The sequence below is a fragment of the Mucilaginibacter sp. Mucisp73 genome (assembly GCF_059491465.1).
Genome location: NZ_CP168507.1, coordinates 1,813,041 through 1,827,145, shown reverse-complemented (window position 1 = coordinate 1,827,145; position 14,105 = coordinate 1,813,041). Strand labels below are relative to the sequence as shown.

Below are 14,105 nucleotides of genomic sequence, written 5' to 3'. Positions count from 1 at the left end.
ATAATACTTATAAATTGAGGTTGATATGCTTTTGTTATTTCACGTACTTTGATAATAAACAATACTACCACATTATGAAATACAGAAAATTAGGAAAAACCGGAGTTGAACTTTCGGCTATTGGACTGGGATGTATGGGCATGAACCATGCTTACGGCCAGCCGGATGACGATGAATCGATAGCTACACTTGAAAAATCAATAGAAATAGGCATTAACTTTTGGGATACGGCCGATGTTTATGCCAATGGCCGAAATGAAGAACTGGTATCAAAGGTATTGGTACCCAATCGTGATAAGATCTTCATCGCCACCAAATTTGGTTTCAGGGCCGGTGCCGATGGCAGATTGACCGAGTTTGACGGCTCGCCGGCTTATCTTAAAACCGCGGTTGAACAAAGTTTAAAACGCTTAAGAACAGATGTAATTGACCTCTACTACGCCCACCGCATCGACCCAAATGTGCCCGTTGAGGACATGGTTGGCGCTATGGCCGACCTGGTAAAAGAAGGTAAAGTAAAATACCTGGGGCTGTCTGAAGCTTCGGCAAACTCTGTCCGTCGTGCACACGCGGTGCATCCAATCAGTGCCTTGCAAAGTGAATATTCTTTATTAACGCGCGATGTTGAGGCTGAGATTTTGCCCGTGTGCAAAGAGCTTGGGATTTCATTCGTGCCATTCAGCCCACTGGTACGTGGATTGGTTACTAATGCCTTGGATGTAACCAAACTGGCTGATAACGATTTCAGGAAAAGCCTTCCTCGTTATCAGGATGCCAACGCCGAAAATAATATGGGCCTGGCTCATGAGTTTGCACAACTTGCGGCTCAAAAAAGCTGCACACCTGCCCAGTTAGCCCTTGCCTGGGTGCTGGCGCAAGGCGATAACATTATCCCTATTCCAGGAACAAAGAGGAGAAAATACCTTTTGGACAATGCAGGTTCGGTTGATGTGGAATTAACAGCCAATGATTTACAGGATATTGAAACCGTTTTAGCTAAATACCCGGATACCGGCGACAGGTATAATGAGGCTAATTACAAATTTGTTGATAAGAATTAATTGTAATTTTATTTTACGAAGGCGCTAAGACGCCGGATTCCGTTGCCTGTCTTGGCGCCTCTGCGTGAAAAAATATAAACCCTTATGGCATATAACGAACAAATGGCCGATCGTATTCGCGAAGCATTAATGGACCTTCCGGTGGTGGAAGAAAAGAAAATGTTCCAGGGAGTTTGTTTTATGGTAGATGATAAGTTATGTGTTTGCGTACGCGACAATAGCATTTTGTGCCGCATTGGCGAACAACAAGCGGCTATTGAACTTGAGAAAGGAAACTGTAACCAAATGGTAAGCGGCGAAAGAGTAATGAAAGGCTATGTTTATGTTGAAGATTTCACTCTGCAAACCACCGCCCAGCTGAATTACTGGATCAACCTGTGCCTTGCATTTAATCCGCTGGCAGAGGCATCTAAAAAGAGGAAATCCAAAAAGAAATAACCCTCATTTATTCACCGTTGGTTTATCGACCATAGTAGTCAGTCTGAGTGATAAAATCCGATGGACCCTGAAGGTGTAATGACAAACTTTGAACTGTCAGTCTGAGCCCGTCGAAGACTCGCGCGCAGAGGCCCCGCCCATCATGTTTCGAGAGCCTCAACATGACATCCTTTTTAACTTGCCATGGGCAGGTAGGAAGCAACAACGCTTTCTTTACTTTTAAAAAGTTGTTGCAAAACGACAACGTTTTACTTCTTCACCATTTTATAATGTTTGATCCCGGCTTCTTCAAACTCCGGCCCTGATGCTTCAAAACCCAATTTTTCATAAAAAGGCACAGCATGGGTTTGCGAATTAAGATAAACATAATCCGCATCGGCCGGCAAATCAGTTAACACCGCTTTCACCAGCTCTCCTCCTATCCCAAATCCTCTGAACGTTTTCAATACGGCAAACCGTTCAAGCTTATAACCATTTTCGGTTTTACGCCAGCGGCAGGCACCGGCCGGCTCCCCATCCGCAGTAGCTAAAAAATGATGGGATACATCCTCATGTTCATATTCCAGCTCGGGCGGGCAATTTTGTTCAATAACAAATACTTCATGCCTTATGGCATGTACTGTGTCAAGATCAGCTTGCTCCGTTACTTTTTTTACTATAATTTTTCCGGGCATTGATGTAATGCGGTTTTGTTTTGAAATGATTGAGTTTTGTGGTATGGTTTTCCCTCGCTGCATCAATAGAGTGCGTACAGGTGATATCATCTTCCTCTTCGGCAAGCCCGGCCAGTTCCACATAAAATTTATGCAATTGATCGAGCTCCTTTTCGGTAATATCTTCAATATCAACCATCCGGTTACTTGCCCCCTGGTGCGAGGCAAGCAGCTCATTCAGTTTCAAATGTATAGCTTTCGAATCTTTATTTTGTGATTTCTGAATCAAAAAAACCATCAGAAAAGTAACCACAGTAGTACCGGTATTGATAACCAACTGCCAGGTATCCGAATAATGGAACAAGGGACCTGTTACCCCCCAAACAATAATAACACCAAAAGCCGTTAAAAACGCGCCCGAGCTTCCGGTTGCAATTGTGGCCCAGTTGGCAAAGCGTTCAAATAAATTCTTTTTCTTACTGTTAATTTTAACCATGGTAGCAAATTTTATTTTTTATGGGATTGCCGCGCTGTCTGTAAACAACAAAGCGCCTGTACAACAAATGTACAGGCGCTTTTGTTAGCTTTTGATGAATATTATAATTTGCTGTATACGTCGATACAGTTAAGATCTTCGAAAGCAACAGAAAGCCTTTTTACAAAGTTTTCTTCGCCTTTGCGCAACCAAACGCGCGGGTCATAATATTTTTTGTTTGGAGAATCCTCACCATCCGGGCTGCCGATCTGGCTTTGCAGGTATCCTTCTTTTGATTTATAATAATCTTTAATACCTTCCCAGTAAGCCCATTGCATATCGGTATCAATGTTCATTTTGATAGCGCCGTATGAAATAGCTTCGCGGATCTCTTCCTGGCTTGAACCAGAACCACCGTGGAATACAAAGTTGATAGGTTTTTCGGCAGTTAAACCAAATTTTTGTTTTACATACTCCTGTGAGTTATGCAAAATAACCGGCTGTAGCTTAACGTTACCTGGTTTGTAAACACCATGCACGTTACCAAAAGCAGCGGCTACGGTAAAACGGGGACTTACTTTTGAAAGATGCTCGTATGAATAAGAAACCTCTTCCGGTTGAGTGTATAAACGTGAGCTGTCAACATCAGAGTTGTCAACGCCATCTTCTTCACCACCGGTTACACCTAACTCAATTTCAAGGGTCATGCCCATTTTAGCCATACGCTCAAGGTATTTAGCCGAAATTTCGATATTCTCTTCAATAGGCTCTTCTGAAAGATCGAGCATGTGTGATGAGAACAGAGGTTTGCCGGTTTCAGCAAAAAACTTCTCGCCATGATCTAACAAGCCGTCTATCCATGGTAATAATTTTTTAGCGGCATGGTCGGTATGCAGGATAACTGCTACGCCATAATGCTCAGCCAAAAGGTGAACGTGCTTTGCAGCAGATACACCACCTAAAATACAAGCCTGAAGTTTTGAATTATCCAATGATTTGCCGGCGTAAAACTGTGCACCGCCATTTGACAGCTGAATAATAACCGGAGAGTTAACAGCTTTAGCTGTTTCCATAACTGCATTGATAGTGTTAGTACCAATAACGTTTACCGCCGGCAAAGCAAACTGATGCTTTTTTGCTGCTTCAAATAGTTCCTGCACCTGATCGCCGTGCAGAACACCTCTATAATTTTTTAAATCCATTAGCGTTTATTTGGGGCTCGAAGTTATAAAATTTATTGAAATCGGTTAAGTAATCTTAAAAGTATATTAAAACGGTAGTAAAAATAGGCTTAATTTAAAAATATGATATAATTAATTAGCAATCCGATCCCTTTATTACAAAAATAGCATTAAATAAGTATTTTAGATTTCAGCAAACAATTTACCCTGCCATAACTTTTTATATCCGGCACCACATGTTTAATATTTTTTGTTTCTTTGTACCCAATTGAAAGAGTTAGACACAGATATGGCATGGTTTAAACGAGAGTTGAAAGGGATAATTACGACTACTGAGGAAAAGAAGGAAGCCCCCGATGGCATCTGGAATAAATGCCCTAATTGTAAAAAACCTTTACACTATTCTGAACAGGTAGAAAATCAATATGTGTGCCATTACTGTGGCTTCCACCTGCGCATAGGTTCAAAAGAATATTTTTCGGTACTATTTGATAATAACGAGTTTACAGAGCTTTTTCCTGAGCTTACATCCGGTGATCCGCTTCATTTTGAAGACACCAAAAAATACACCGACCGGCTTAAGGAAACTCAGCACAAAACAGGTTTAAAAGATGCAATAAGGGCAGGCGCCGGTAAAATTGACGGTCAGGACCTGGTTATCGCCTGTATGGACTTTAACTTTATTGGGGGTTCAATGGGATCAGTAGTTGGTGAAAAGATAGCCCGCTCTATTGATTACTGTATCCAACATAAAGTTCCGTTCCTGATGATTTCAAAATCGGGTGGTGCGCGCATGATGGAAGCGGCATTTTCACTGATGCAAATGGCTAAAACATCAGCTAAGCTTGCGTTGCTTTCACAGGCAAAAATCCCTTATATATCTTTACTTACCGATCCAACCACCGGTGGCGTAACAGCATCATACGCCATGTTAGGCGATATCAACATTGCCGAACCGGGCGCGCTGATAGGCTTTGCAGGGCCAAGGGTAATTAAAGAAACCATTAAAAAAGATCTTCCTAAAGGTTTCCAAACTGCCGAGTTTGTGCAGGAGCATGGTTTCCTTGATTTTATTGTCGACAGGAGAGAAATGAAAGAAAAATTAGCTTCATTTATTAAAATGATGGCCGATTAACGATATAATCAATCTTTATATGGTAAGGGATAAGCTTAAATGTTTATCCCTTATTTTTTTGCTATAGCTTTTGGAAAATCGTCATTGCGAGGAGGAACGACGAAGCAATCGAGAACTCTGCAGGGGCACTTACATAGCCGCTTGTAAAGTTGGGATTATTAATAATTATAATTTGTTTTTTATAGGTATTAATGAGCTCCCTTCGGTCGGTTGTCTTCGTACCTTATAATGACATTGCCGTAAGTTGTTGATTATCAAGTATATTTTTTAAATCCATTTTGTGATATGGGCGTTGCCTGCGGCCAGGCTATCCGCTACAAGTCCTCGCCTTTCCTGCTCGCAAACCCAACCCGCGCTGTGGGCTTTTCGCTGCTATCCTTAACGCGCCCCCCGCACAACACCCTTAAAACATAGTTTATACGTTATTATATTTTTTTGGGGGTTCTGACCTGATGGTTCCTCAATGACGGGTGGATAGGCATTACCTTCACAACCAACCTGACTAAATCCTCCCTCCCCTGCCATTTTGACAATACAATAACAATTGGAACACACATTGATGTTGCATTGGCGACAAACATTAAATCAACCATATTAAAATATAGTTATGCAAGAAAAAGGCAGCATTTCGATCCACACCGAGAACATTTTCCCGATCATTAAGAAGTTCTTATACTCTGATAATGAGATATTTTTGCGCGAGCTGGTATCAAACGCGGTAGATGCTACCCAAAAAATTAAACGTTTAGCTTCATTAGGCCAATACACAGGCGAACTTGGCGACCTGCGCGTTGAGGTTGCTTTTGATGCAGACAAAAAGACCATCACCATTAGCGATAATGGTATCGGTATGACCGCCGAAGAGATCAAAAAGTACATCAACCAGATCGCTTTCTCAGGCGCCACCGAATTCATGGAGAAATTCAAGGAGGCTAAGGATGCCAATGAGATCATCGGCCGCTTTGGTTTAGGTTTTTATTCGGCTTTCATGGTAGCTGATAAAGTAGAGATCCAAACCCTGTCATACCAGGAAGGTGCAGAACCTGCTTTCTGGGTATGCGACGGTAGCACCGAATTTGAAATTGGCGAAGGTATTTTAGAAGAGCGTGGCACCGAAATTACACTGTACATCAACGATGAATCGGCTGAATTTTTAAGCCAATATAAACTTCAGGAGATCCTTGATAAATATTGCAAATTTTTGCCGGTACCTATCAAATTCGGCACCAAAACCGAATCTGTTGAAGATGGCGTTGATGAAGAAGGTAAACCAAAATATACTTCAGTGGAGGTTGATAATATCATCAACACTACCAACCCTATCTGGACAAAAGCACCATCGGAATTAAAAGATGAAGATTATCTTGACTTTTACAAACAGCTTTATCCATTCAGCGAAGACCCATTATTCTGGATCCACCTTAATGTTGATTATCCTTTCAATCTAACAGGTGTACTATACTTCCCTAAACTGAAAAACGATTTTGAATTCCAGAAAAACAAGATCAAATTATTCAGTCGCCAGGTATTTATTACCGACGAGGTAAAAGACATTGTTCCCGAATTTTTGATGCTGTTACATGGCGTTATCGATTCACCTGATATCCCGCTTAACGTATCACGCAGCTTTTTACAGGCCGATAGCAACGTTAAAAAGATCAACAGCTATATCACCAAAAAAGTAGCTGATAAATTGGCAGACCTTTTTAAAGCCGACCGCAAAGCTTATGAAGAAAAATGGACAGATATTGGCCTGTTTGTAAAATACGGCATGGTGAGCGAAGACAAGTTTTATGACAAAGCAAAAGACTTTGTTTTGGTTACCAACACCGAAAAACAAAACTTCACCCTGCCTGAGTATAAAGACAAAGTTGAAGCCAACCAAACAGATAAAGACGGGCAGTTGGTTTACATCTACACCAATGATCCGGCAAAACAGGATTCATTTATCCAATCGGCCAATAAAAAAGGCTATGATGTATTGGTGATGAACTCTCCTATCGATAACCACTTTATTAGCCAGTTGGAGCAAAAATTAGAGAAGACATCATTAAAACGTGTTGATGCTGATGTGGCCGACAAACTGATCAAAAAAGATGATGCGCCTGAAACGGTACTTACTGAAGAGCAAAGCACCCGGGTTAAGGACATCTTTAACAAAGCCATTAACAGGCCTGCTTACAACGTACAAATTGAGAGCCTCAACCCTGACGAATTGCCTGTTACAATAACTATGGACGAATTTATGCGCCGCATGAAAGATATGGCAGCTATGGGTGGTGGCATGAGTTTCTATGGCAACATGCCTGATAATTACAAGGTGATTGTAAACGGCAACCACAAACTGGTAAGCCGTATTTTGCAGGAAGAAGATGAAACCGTACAGGCCCAGCTTTCAAAACAAGCTTTTGACTTAGCATTGTTATCACAAGGTTTATTGACAGGTGCTGATTTAACTGAATTTGTTAAACGCAGTGTTAGTTTGATATAAAAGCAACTTTAAAAAGTTACTTCCCATTTTCAATATTAAAGGCCATCTGTTTTCAGATGGCCTTTAATATTGAAAATATCTCTGATAAGCTTTCTTTCAAAGGTGTAATTTCAAAAGGATCATGTGTTATTTTGCAGATCTGACCGTTACTTTCAATACCGATAAAGTCCCCATCTTCCAGGTCATAGATATGGTAAAATACTCTTTCCTTCAGGTTTACTTCGTAAATCTCGTCCGGATCTATTAATTTGAGGTCATCGTTACTTAACACATCTTTGAGACTTTGATAGTCTCTTCTGTAGTCGTCGGTTTCATAACGTATGATGCACGAAGACACGTCTGCACTGATTATGTCAACTACATTGCCGGCTAATCCTTTTACGCTATAACCTGAAATTACTTCTTCGCTAACAAATATGGTGTAATCAAACCAGTTTTCTCCATCTATATCGCGTACTTTTATATTTGTAATTTCATAATCCCTTTCGCCCATACGTCTAAATTCTTTGTACTCATCTGAATAAGAAAATGCCACGTAATCAGGATAAGAGGCACTATAACCAACAAGCGATGAGGCAAATATATCTGCTTCAATCTGACGTTTCAGATATTCAAACTCCGTTGGCAGCTTTTCAAGCGTTTTGTACATGAGCACCAATTCCCAATCCTGTACAGGGCGCTTTGACTTTTTTCTATTAAATAGTCGAAACATATTTGTCCAATAGCTTTTTAGAGCCTAAATCTACTGAATTACAGGTGGTTTTTTTGTTTAAAAGATTGCTTAAATTTGAATGTACTTAAACCTAAATAACTCTTTACAGTCTAACCACTTAAACATTTATATCATGAAAATCGTAAACAAAATAGCCCTTTTGGCTGCTTTCATATTTATTGGCGTTAACGTAAGCTTTGCTCAAACCAAGGCTGAAAAAAAGGCAGCCAAACAGGCTGAAATCAAAAAAATGGTAGAGGACCAAAACTTTGTATTTAAGGCAAATTATGCTTTACCGATGCGGGGCGGTACCAGGCCGCTTACCTCTGATTATGACATGACGATAACTAAAGATACCATTGTATCATTTTTACCTTATTTTGGCCGGGCCTATGTAGCGCCTCCTCCGGGAACAACAGATGGCGGCATCAAAGTTAATACTACAAAATTCACATATTCGTCAGTAAAAAAGGGAAGCGGATGGAATATCACGATCAAACCCAAAGAAAAAAACATAGCCGACTGGCGCGATGTACAAACATTTAACCTAAGTATTTCGCAGGATGGATACGGCTCCCTGCAAGTGATCAGCAGTAACCGCGACCCAATATCATTCAATGGTTATGTGGAAGCGAGAAAAAGTAAATAGGAAAAGCCTAAGGCTTAAAGCAGCAAGAATTGGCCCGGAGCACAATGCTTTGGGCTTTTTGCTTTCAGCGTTTAGCTCATTAACCTTCAGCTATCAATCCCGCATTATCCTTCAGCTCCACTCCCGACAGTTTCCGTTTAAACGCTTCATTAATTAAATAAAAAATTTTCTTTGCTGCTTTTTTATAGGTTAAACCTTTGGGGCGGATATTAGAAACGCAGTTTCGTGATTCGTCTGTCAAACCGGGTTTGGGATTATAGGTAAGATATGCACCAAGACTATCCGCGGCACTTAGACCAGGGCGTTCACCTATCAGGATCAGCGAAAGTTTAGCCTTCAGGCCATACCCAATATCGTCGCCAATGGCTACCCTCCCCTGTTCAACCAGACTTATTGGCGCAAGCTTTAAACCATCGGCAACCAACAAAGGAATTAGTGCATCAAGCAGGCCTACAGCGTTTTCATTTACAGCGGTTGCCGAAAGGCCGTCAACTATCATGATAGCTATATCACTTTTAGCGCTATAGGCGTTTAATTCGTTCAGCGAGGCGTCGTTCAGCCTTCGTCCAAGGTCGGGTCGTTGCAGGTACTGCCGACGGTCGGTTATCCGGCTATGCAAGTGTAAAACCGGCAGTTCAAAGTGCATCAGCGAGTTTGTTAGCTTAGCAAGATCAAGCTCAGAATATACGGCATCACGTGCATGTGCATGTGCCAGTTTAAACTCAAGCGACTGTTTTAAGGGGATACTCGTTCCCACCCGGCCAATAGCTATCCGCGCGGAAGTAAATTCCTGCAAAGCTTTTAGTGGCTCAATTTCCTGTGGGATATTTCGTTTCATTTAATGGTTTACTTATGTCCTTGATATAGCAGCAACCTGTCACTCTGCCTTCGCTCGGCTCCAGCTGAATGATTATTCATAGGCCTCCGGCCTGTGTGCCATAAGAGCTTACGTCGGCCAGAGGCCGTGAGATAGCTGACACTCGGCCGGAGCCGAGCGACGGCAGAGGATGACACCGTATTTTTTATTTTTCGTCAGTTCAAAAAACCTTTTACCTTTCGCCTTTACCCTTTCGCCTTTAATTAAAAACTTCTCAACAACCCGTGTTCCGTAACAGGCAGTATATAGCCTTTATCATCAACAATCCCCTGCTTTATCAACCACCCCTCAAACTCGGGGGCTGGTTTCAAGCCTAATACTTTGCGCAGGTAAAGGGCATCATGAAACGATGTTGACTGGTAATTAAGCATAATATCATCCGAGCCCGGAATACCCATCACGAAGTTACAACCCGCTACACCAAGCAACGTAAGCAGGTTATCCATATCGTCCTGATCGGCTTCCGCATGATTGGTATAGCAAACGTCAACACCCATGGGCAGGCCTAAAAGCTTTCCGCAAAAATGATCTTCGAGCGCGGCACGGATGATCTGCTTGCCATCATATAAATATTCGGGGCCAATAAAACCAACTACAGTATTCACCAGCAAAGGATTAAACTTACGGGCGACGGCATAGGCCCTCACCTCGCAGGTTTGCTGATCAACACCGAAATTGGCATTGGCTGATAAGGCGCTACCCTGTCCGGTTTCAAAGTACATTACATTATTACCAACAGTACCCCGCTTTAACGATAGTGTGGCCTGGTAAGCTTCCTCAATCAAGCTTAAATTAACCCCGAAACTGGCATTAGCTTTTTCCGTGCCTGCAATAGATTGAAAACATAGGTCGACAGGGGCGCCCTCGTTAACCAATTGTAATGTGGTAGTTATGTGGCTTAGTACGCAGGTTTGTGTAGGAATATCGAAACGGTGCCGTAACTCATTCATCAACGTCAATAAACTGCTCACCGCCGCCGGACTGTCAGTCGCCGGGTTGATGCCTATAACAGCATCGCCGCTACCAAATAATAAGCCGTCGATGATGCTGGCCGCTACTCCACGCGGATCATCAGTTGGGTGATTGGGCTGTAAACGGGTACTGAAATGTCCCTTTAAGCCTATGGTATTACGAAAGCGGGTAACCACCTGGCATTTATTGGCCATAGCAATAAGGTCCTGGTTGCGCATCAGTTTGGATACTGCAGCAACCATTTCGGGTGTCAAGCCGGGCGCTATAGTTGTTAAAGTAGCACAGTCGGTTTCGTCACTTAATAACCAGTCACGTAATTCGCCAACGGTTAAATGGCCAATGTGACTAAAGGCCGCCTTATCATGATCGTCAATGATCAGGCGGGTAATTTCATCGTCCTCATAAGGGATTACCGCTTCATTTAAAAAGTTTTTAAGCGGCACGTCGGCCAGGGTAATTTGTGCAGCCACACGTTCCTCATACCCGCCAGCGCAAAGCCCGGCCAGTTCATCGCCCGAGCGGTAAGGTGACGCCTTGCCAAGCAATGTTTTCAGGTCGGGAAACTTATAAACCCGGTGATGTATGTTGTGGCGGTACATTTCTTTATATCATTATTTCACTGGTCATTGGGTCATTTTTTTCAATCATTATGTCATTGGTTCATTATTCAAAAAACGAGCAAGCAAATGATTTAATGACTCAATGATTAATGACCTCCTCATCCATTGGTGCGCTCATCATATTTTCTGTCAAAGCCACTTTATGCTTGCCCATCAATATAAAAATCAGTAAAACAATTACTAATCCTCCTGCAAAAATGAGGCTCATATCTGGGTTAAAATAGATTGTCGCTATTAAACATATCACACAAATAACCAAAGCTATTGCCGGGAAAACCGGGTATACCGGAGCCAGGAAGGGCCGGCTTAAACGAGGTTCTTTTTTGCGTAGTATAAACAGGCTCAGCATACTCATGATATACATTACGACCGCACCAAGCACCGAGAGCATGATGATCTGATCCGTCTTAAACTTATAAATGAAGATAGAGCTTACTACACCACTTACAACAAGCGCCCAATGTGGTGTCTTAAATCTGTGATTAATGTCCGACAGCATCCGGGGCAAATAACCGCTGCGTGCCATGGCAAACACCTGCCGCGAAGAGGCGAGAATAATACCATGCAGCGACGCGATCAGTCCAAATAAACCTATACTGGCAAATATTTTGGTTAAACCGTTTCCTTTGCCCAATACTATCCCGATAGCCTCGGGCAAGGGGTAGTCTAAATGGCTTAGTTTGCGCCAGTCGGTAAGCCCGCCGGTTATGATCATTACACCCAGCGCTAACACTACCAGCGTTATAATGGCTGATATATAACCTCGGGGAATATTCCTTTTCGGGTTCTCCACTTCTTCGGCCACCATCGCAACCCCTTCAATGGCCAGGTAAAACCAAACTGCAAAAGGCAGGGCTGCAAACACACCTGCCCAGCCAAAGGGCATAGGATTGGTGAGGTAGTTTACCATTTTAAAATGCGGTGAAACAATGCCCAGGTAAAGCAGCAGCTCAATTACGGCAAGTATGGTAATGAACACCGAAAACGTCGCCGATTCCTTTACCCCAAGCATATTTAAAAGGATAAAAAGAACATTAAAGCCCATAGCGGCCTCTGCTATAGGGATAGCCGGGTATAAAAAATGCAGATAACTCCCTAAAGAAACTGCTACAGCAGGCGTAGCCACCAGGAAATCAACAAGGGTAGCGTAACCGGCAATTAACCCGCCAAACGGTCCCATAGCCCGATACGCATAAGCAAAAGCGCCTCCCGCATGAGGTATGGACGCGGTGAGTTCGGTATAGCTAAAAATAAATGTAATATACATTACCGTGATAACCAGGGTGGCTATCAGCAAACCTATAGTGCCGGATACGGCCCATCCCAAATTCCACCCGAAATATTCGCCCGAAATAACCAGACCTACGGCTATGGCCCATAAATGGATAGGTTTCAAAACCCTTTTTAAATGTTCTGTAGATGTTTCTGCCATGCGCCGCCGTTATAAATAATATTTTATCGCCTTAAATTACTCAACAGGCAGGTTAAATCAAAATTACGGCACATTATGGAATTGTTAAGCCATACTTTTCCGAAAAATACAATAAGTTCCGGCGTCTTCTTTTACAAAAAAGCTCATAAACTAAAATAAGAGGCAAACAACGATCGTTAGTAAACAAAACAGCCGATAAAACTTAATCTATCGGCTGCAATTCTACTATAAAAACAATTAATAGTTAACAATTCGGATATCATTCCCCTATTTACACCATCAGCTTATCCTTCAAATATCCCATACTGGCTGTAATACTTGCAAAGGCATCTTTAGGCATATCATGCTCTACAAAAAAGTGTTGCATACCCGCTGATTTAGCGGCTGCAAAAATTGGTTTAAAATCAATAGTGCCGCCTCCTACAGGTTGTATATTCTGCCTGCCTGCATCCAAATCTTTCACATGCCAAAGCGGGAAACGACCGGGATGTTCCTTAAACATTTCCACCGGATTTTTACCTGCCTTAACAGCCCAGGCCAAATCAAGCTCCATTTTTACATTACCCGCATCTGTTTCGCTTAATAGCATGTCATAAGGAACTTTACCGTCAACCGCGTGAAACTCCATATCGTGGTTATGATATGCAAACTGGATGCCGGCTTTTTTAGCAGCTTCTCCCGTTTTGTTCAGCACCTCAATAGTCGATTTTATTTCATCAAGCGTAGCCGTAGGCGAATTGGCGCAAACCAGGTATTGAACGCCGCCTTCAGCAACCTCGTCAATCACCTGCTGCATATTATCGCGCAGGTTCAATACAGGAGGCAATACCATCGGCTTACCATCTGCACCTGCAGGCATTTTTGCTCCCGGTGGCAGTTTAAACGGAGCGCCAAGAACATGGTGCGAGGTCCAGCTCATGCCCAGATCATTCACCATAGCTTTAAATTCTTTAGGCTTCATACCATAATAGCCGCCTTTTTTACTAAAGGCCGATTCTAATTCCTTGTATCCTATAGCTGCAATTTTGCTCAATGTGCCCTTTACATCTTCGTCAATAACGCCGAAAAAAGTAAACAACTGCAGTCCTACAGGATGATGCTCCATGTTACTCAAAAAATTTGCCGCTTTACCCGACATGGCCATGCCGCCAAGCACCAATGCGCCGGTGCCTTTAATAAAATTTCTTCTGCTGTAAATCATGCTTGATAATGGTTAATAATTAACTGGTACAGTAAAGCTAATTAATTAATAATAAGCCAGGAAATTTTATTGTGTCTTTTTTACACAATAATTCATATCTAGCTAAAAGTATCATGCTGAAAGTTGATTAACCGATGGAAGCTTTAATATTCATCTGCAGCAGTCCCACCACGGCACAATGTTGATTTATAGCGCTGTGCCGGGTTAT

Annotated in this window: 13 protein-coding genes; 5 read left to right on the top strand and 8 right to left on the bottom strand. The window is 42.3% G+C overall.

The window, feature by feature from the left end:
* Positions 1 to 74 precede the first annotated feature (74 nt).
* Together ACEN82_RS07940 and ACEN82_RS07935 are read left to right on the top strand one after the other, a co-directional pair.
* Positions 75 to 1,061, top strand: coding sequence for an aldo/keto reductase (locus ACEN82_RS07940; protein ID WP_413319160.1), 987 nt, complete (start codon positions 75 to 77; stop codon positions 1,059 to 1,061).
* A gap of 84 nt (positions 1,062 to 1,145) precedes the next feature.
* A complete protein-coding gene (locus ACEN82_RS07935) occupies positions 1,146 to 1,499 on the top strand; it encodes a TfoX/Sxy family protein (protein WP_413319162.1) in 354 nt (117 codons plus the stop codon).
* Between the two features lie 248 nt (positions 1,500 to 1,747).
* On the opposite strand, the gene ACEN82_RS07930 is transcribed toward ACEN82_RS07935, so the two are convergent.
* The 3 genes from ACEN82_RS07930 to fbaA form a co-directional block, all read right to left on the bottom strand.
* Positions 1,748 to 2,173, bottom strand: a complete 426-nt coding sequence (locus ACEN82_RS07930; protein WP_413319164.1) for a GNAT family N-acetyltransferase — start codon at positions 2,171 to 2,173, stop codon at positions 1,748 to 1,750.
* Complete coding sequence (locus ACEN82_RS07925) at positions 2,130 to 2,648, bottom strand: low affinity iron permease family protein (RefSeq protein WP_413319166.1); 519 nt, start codon at positions 2,646 to 2,648, stop codon at positions 2,130 to 2,132. Before ACEN82_RS07925 ends, ACEN82_RS07930 begins: the two co-directional genes overlap by 44 nt.
* A 101-nt stretch (positions 2,649 to 2,749) precedes the next feature.
* The gene (fbaA, locus tag ACEN82_RS07920; protein ID WP_112571736.1) at positions 2,750 to 3,829 is read right to left on the bottom strand and encodes a class II fructose-bisphosphate aldolase; all 1,080 of its coding nucleotides are present in this window, start codon (positions 3,827 to 3,829) and stop codon (positions 2,750 to 2,752) included.
* Between the two features lie 268 nt (positions 3,830 to 4,097).
* Between fbaA and accD the strand changes: the two genes are divergently transcribed.
* Together accD and htpG are read left to right on the top strand one after the other, a co-directional pair.
* Positions 4,098 to 4,943, top strand: a complete 846-nt coding sequence (gene accD / locus ACEN82_RS07915) for an acetyl-CoA carboxylase, carboxyltransferase subunit beta (RefSeq protein WP_112654351.1) — start codon at positions 4,098 to 4,100, stop codon at positions 4,941 to 4,943.
* Between the two features lie 607 nt (positions 4,944 to 5,550).
* Complete coding sequence (gene htpG / locus ACEN82_RS07910; RefSeq protein WP_413319169.1) at positions 5,551 to 7,434, top strand: molecular chaperone HtpG; 1,884 nt, start codon at positions 5,551 to 5,553, stop codon at positions 7,432 to 7,434.
* A 52-nt stretch (positions 7,435 to 7,486) separates the two neighbouring features.
* Here htpG and ACEN82_RS07905 read toward each other — a convergent pair whose 3' ends face one another.
* Positions 7,487 to 8,146, bottom strand: coding sequence for a hypothetical protein (locus ACEN82_RS07905; RefSeq protein ID WP_413319171.1), 660 nt, complete (start codon positions 8,144 to 8,146; stop codon positions 7,487 to 7,489).
* Between the two features lie 133 nt (positions 8,147 to 8,279).
* On the opposite strand from ACEN82_RS07905, the gene ACEN82_RS07900 reads away from it, so the two are divergent.
* Complete coding sequence (locus ACEN82_RS07900; protein ID WP_413319173.1) at positions 8,280 to 8,795, top strand: DUF4251 domain-containing protein; 516 nt, start codon at positions 8,280 to 8,282, stop codon at positions 8,793 to 8,795.
* 79 nt (positions 8,796 to 8,874) lie between these two features.
* On the opposite strand, the gene eutC is transcribed toward ACEN82_RS07900, so the two are convergent.
* The 4 genes from eutC to ACEN82_RS07880 form a co-directional block, all read right to left on the bottom strand.
* Entirely contained in the window at positions 8,875 to 9,633 is a 759-nt protein-coding gene (eutC, locus tag ACEN82_RS07895; RefSeq protein WP_090526955.1) for an ethanolamine ammonia-lyase subunit EutC, read from the bottom strand.
* A 242-nt stretch (positions 9,634 to 9,875) separates the two neighbouring features.
* On the bottom strand, positions 9,876 to 11,243 hold the full coding sequence (locus ACEN82_RS07890) for an ethanolamine ammonia-lyase subunit EutB (RefSeq protein WP_413319175.1): 1,368 nt from the start codon (positions 11,241 to 11,243) through the stop codon (positions 9,876 to 9,878).
* Between the two features lie 100 nt (positions 11,244 to 11,343).
* Positions 11,344 to 12,696, bottom strand: a complete 1,353-nt coding sequence (gene eat / locus ACEN82_RS07885) for an ethanolamine permease (protein WP_413319177.1) — start codon at positions 12,694 to 12,696, stop codon at positions 11,344 to 11,346.
* 271 nt (positions 12,697 to 12,967) lie between these two features.
* Positions 12,968 to 13,897 (bottom strand): sugar phosphate isomerase/epimerase family protein, encoded by a 930-nt coding sequence (locus ACEN82_RS07880; RefSeq protein ID WP_413319179.1) that lies wholly within the window; start codon positions 13,895 to 13,897, stop codon positions 12,968 to 12,970.
* Between the last annotated feature and the right edge of the window lie 208 nt (positions 13,898 to 14,105).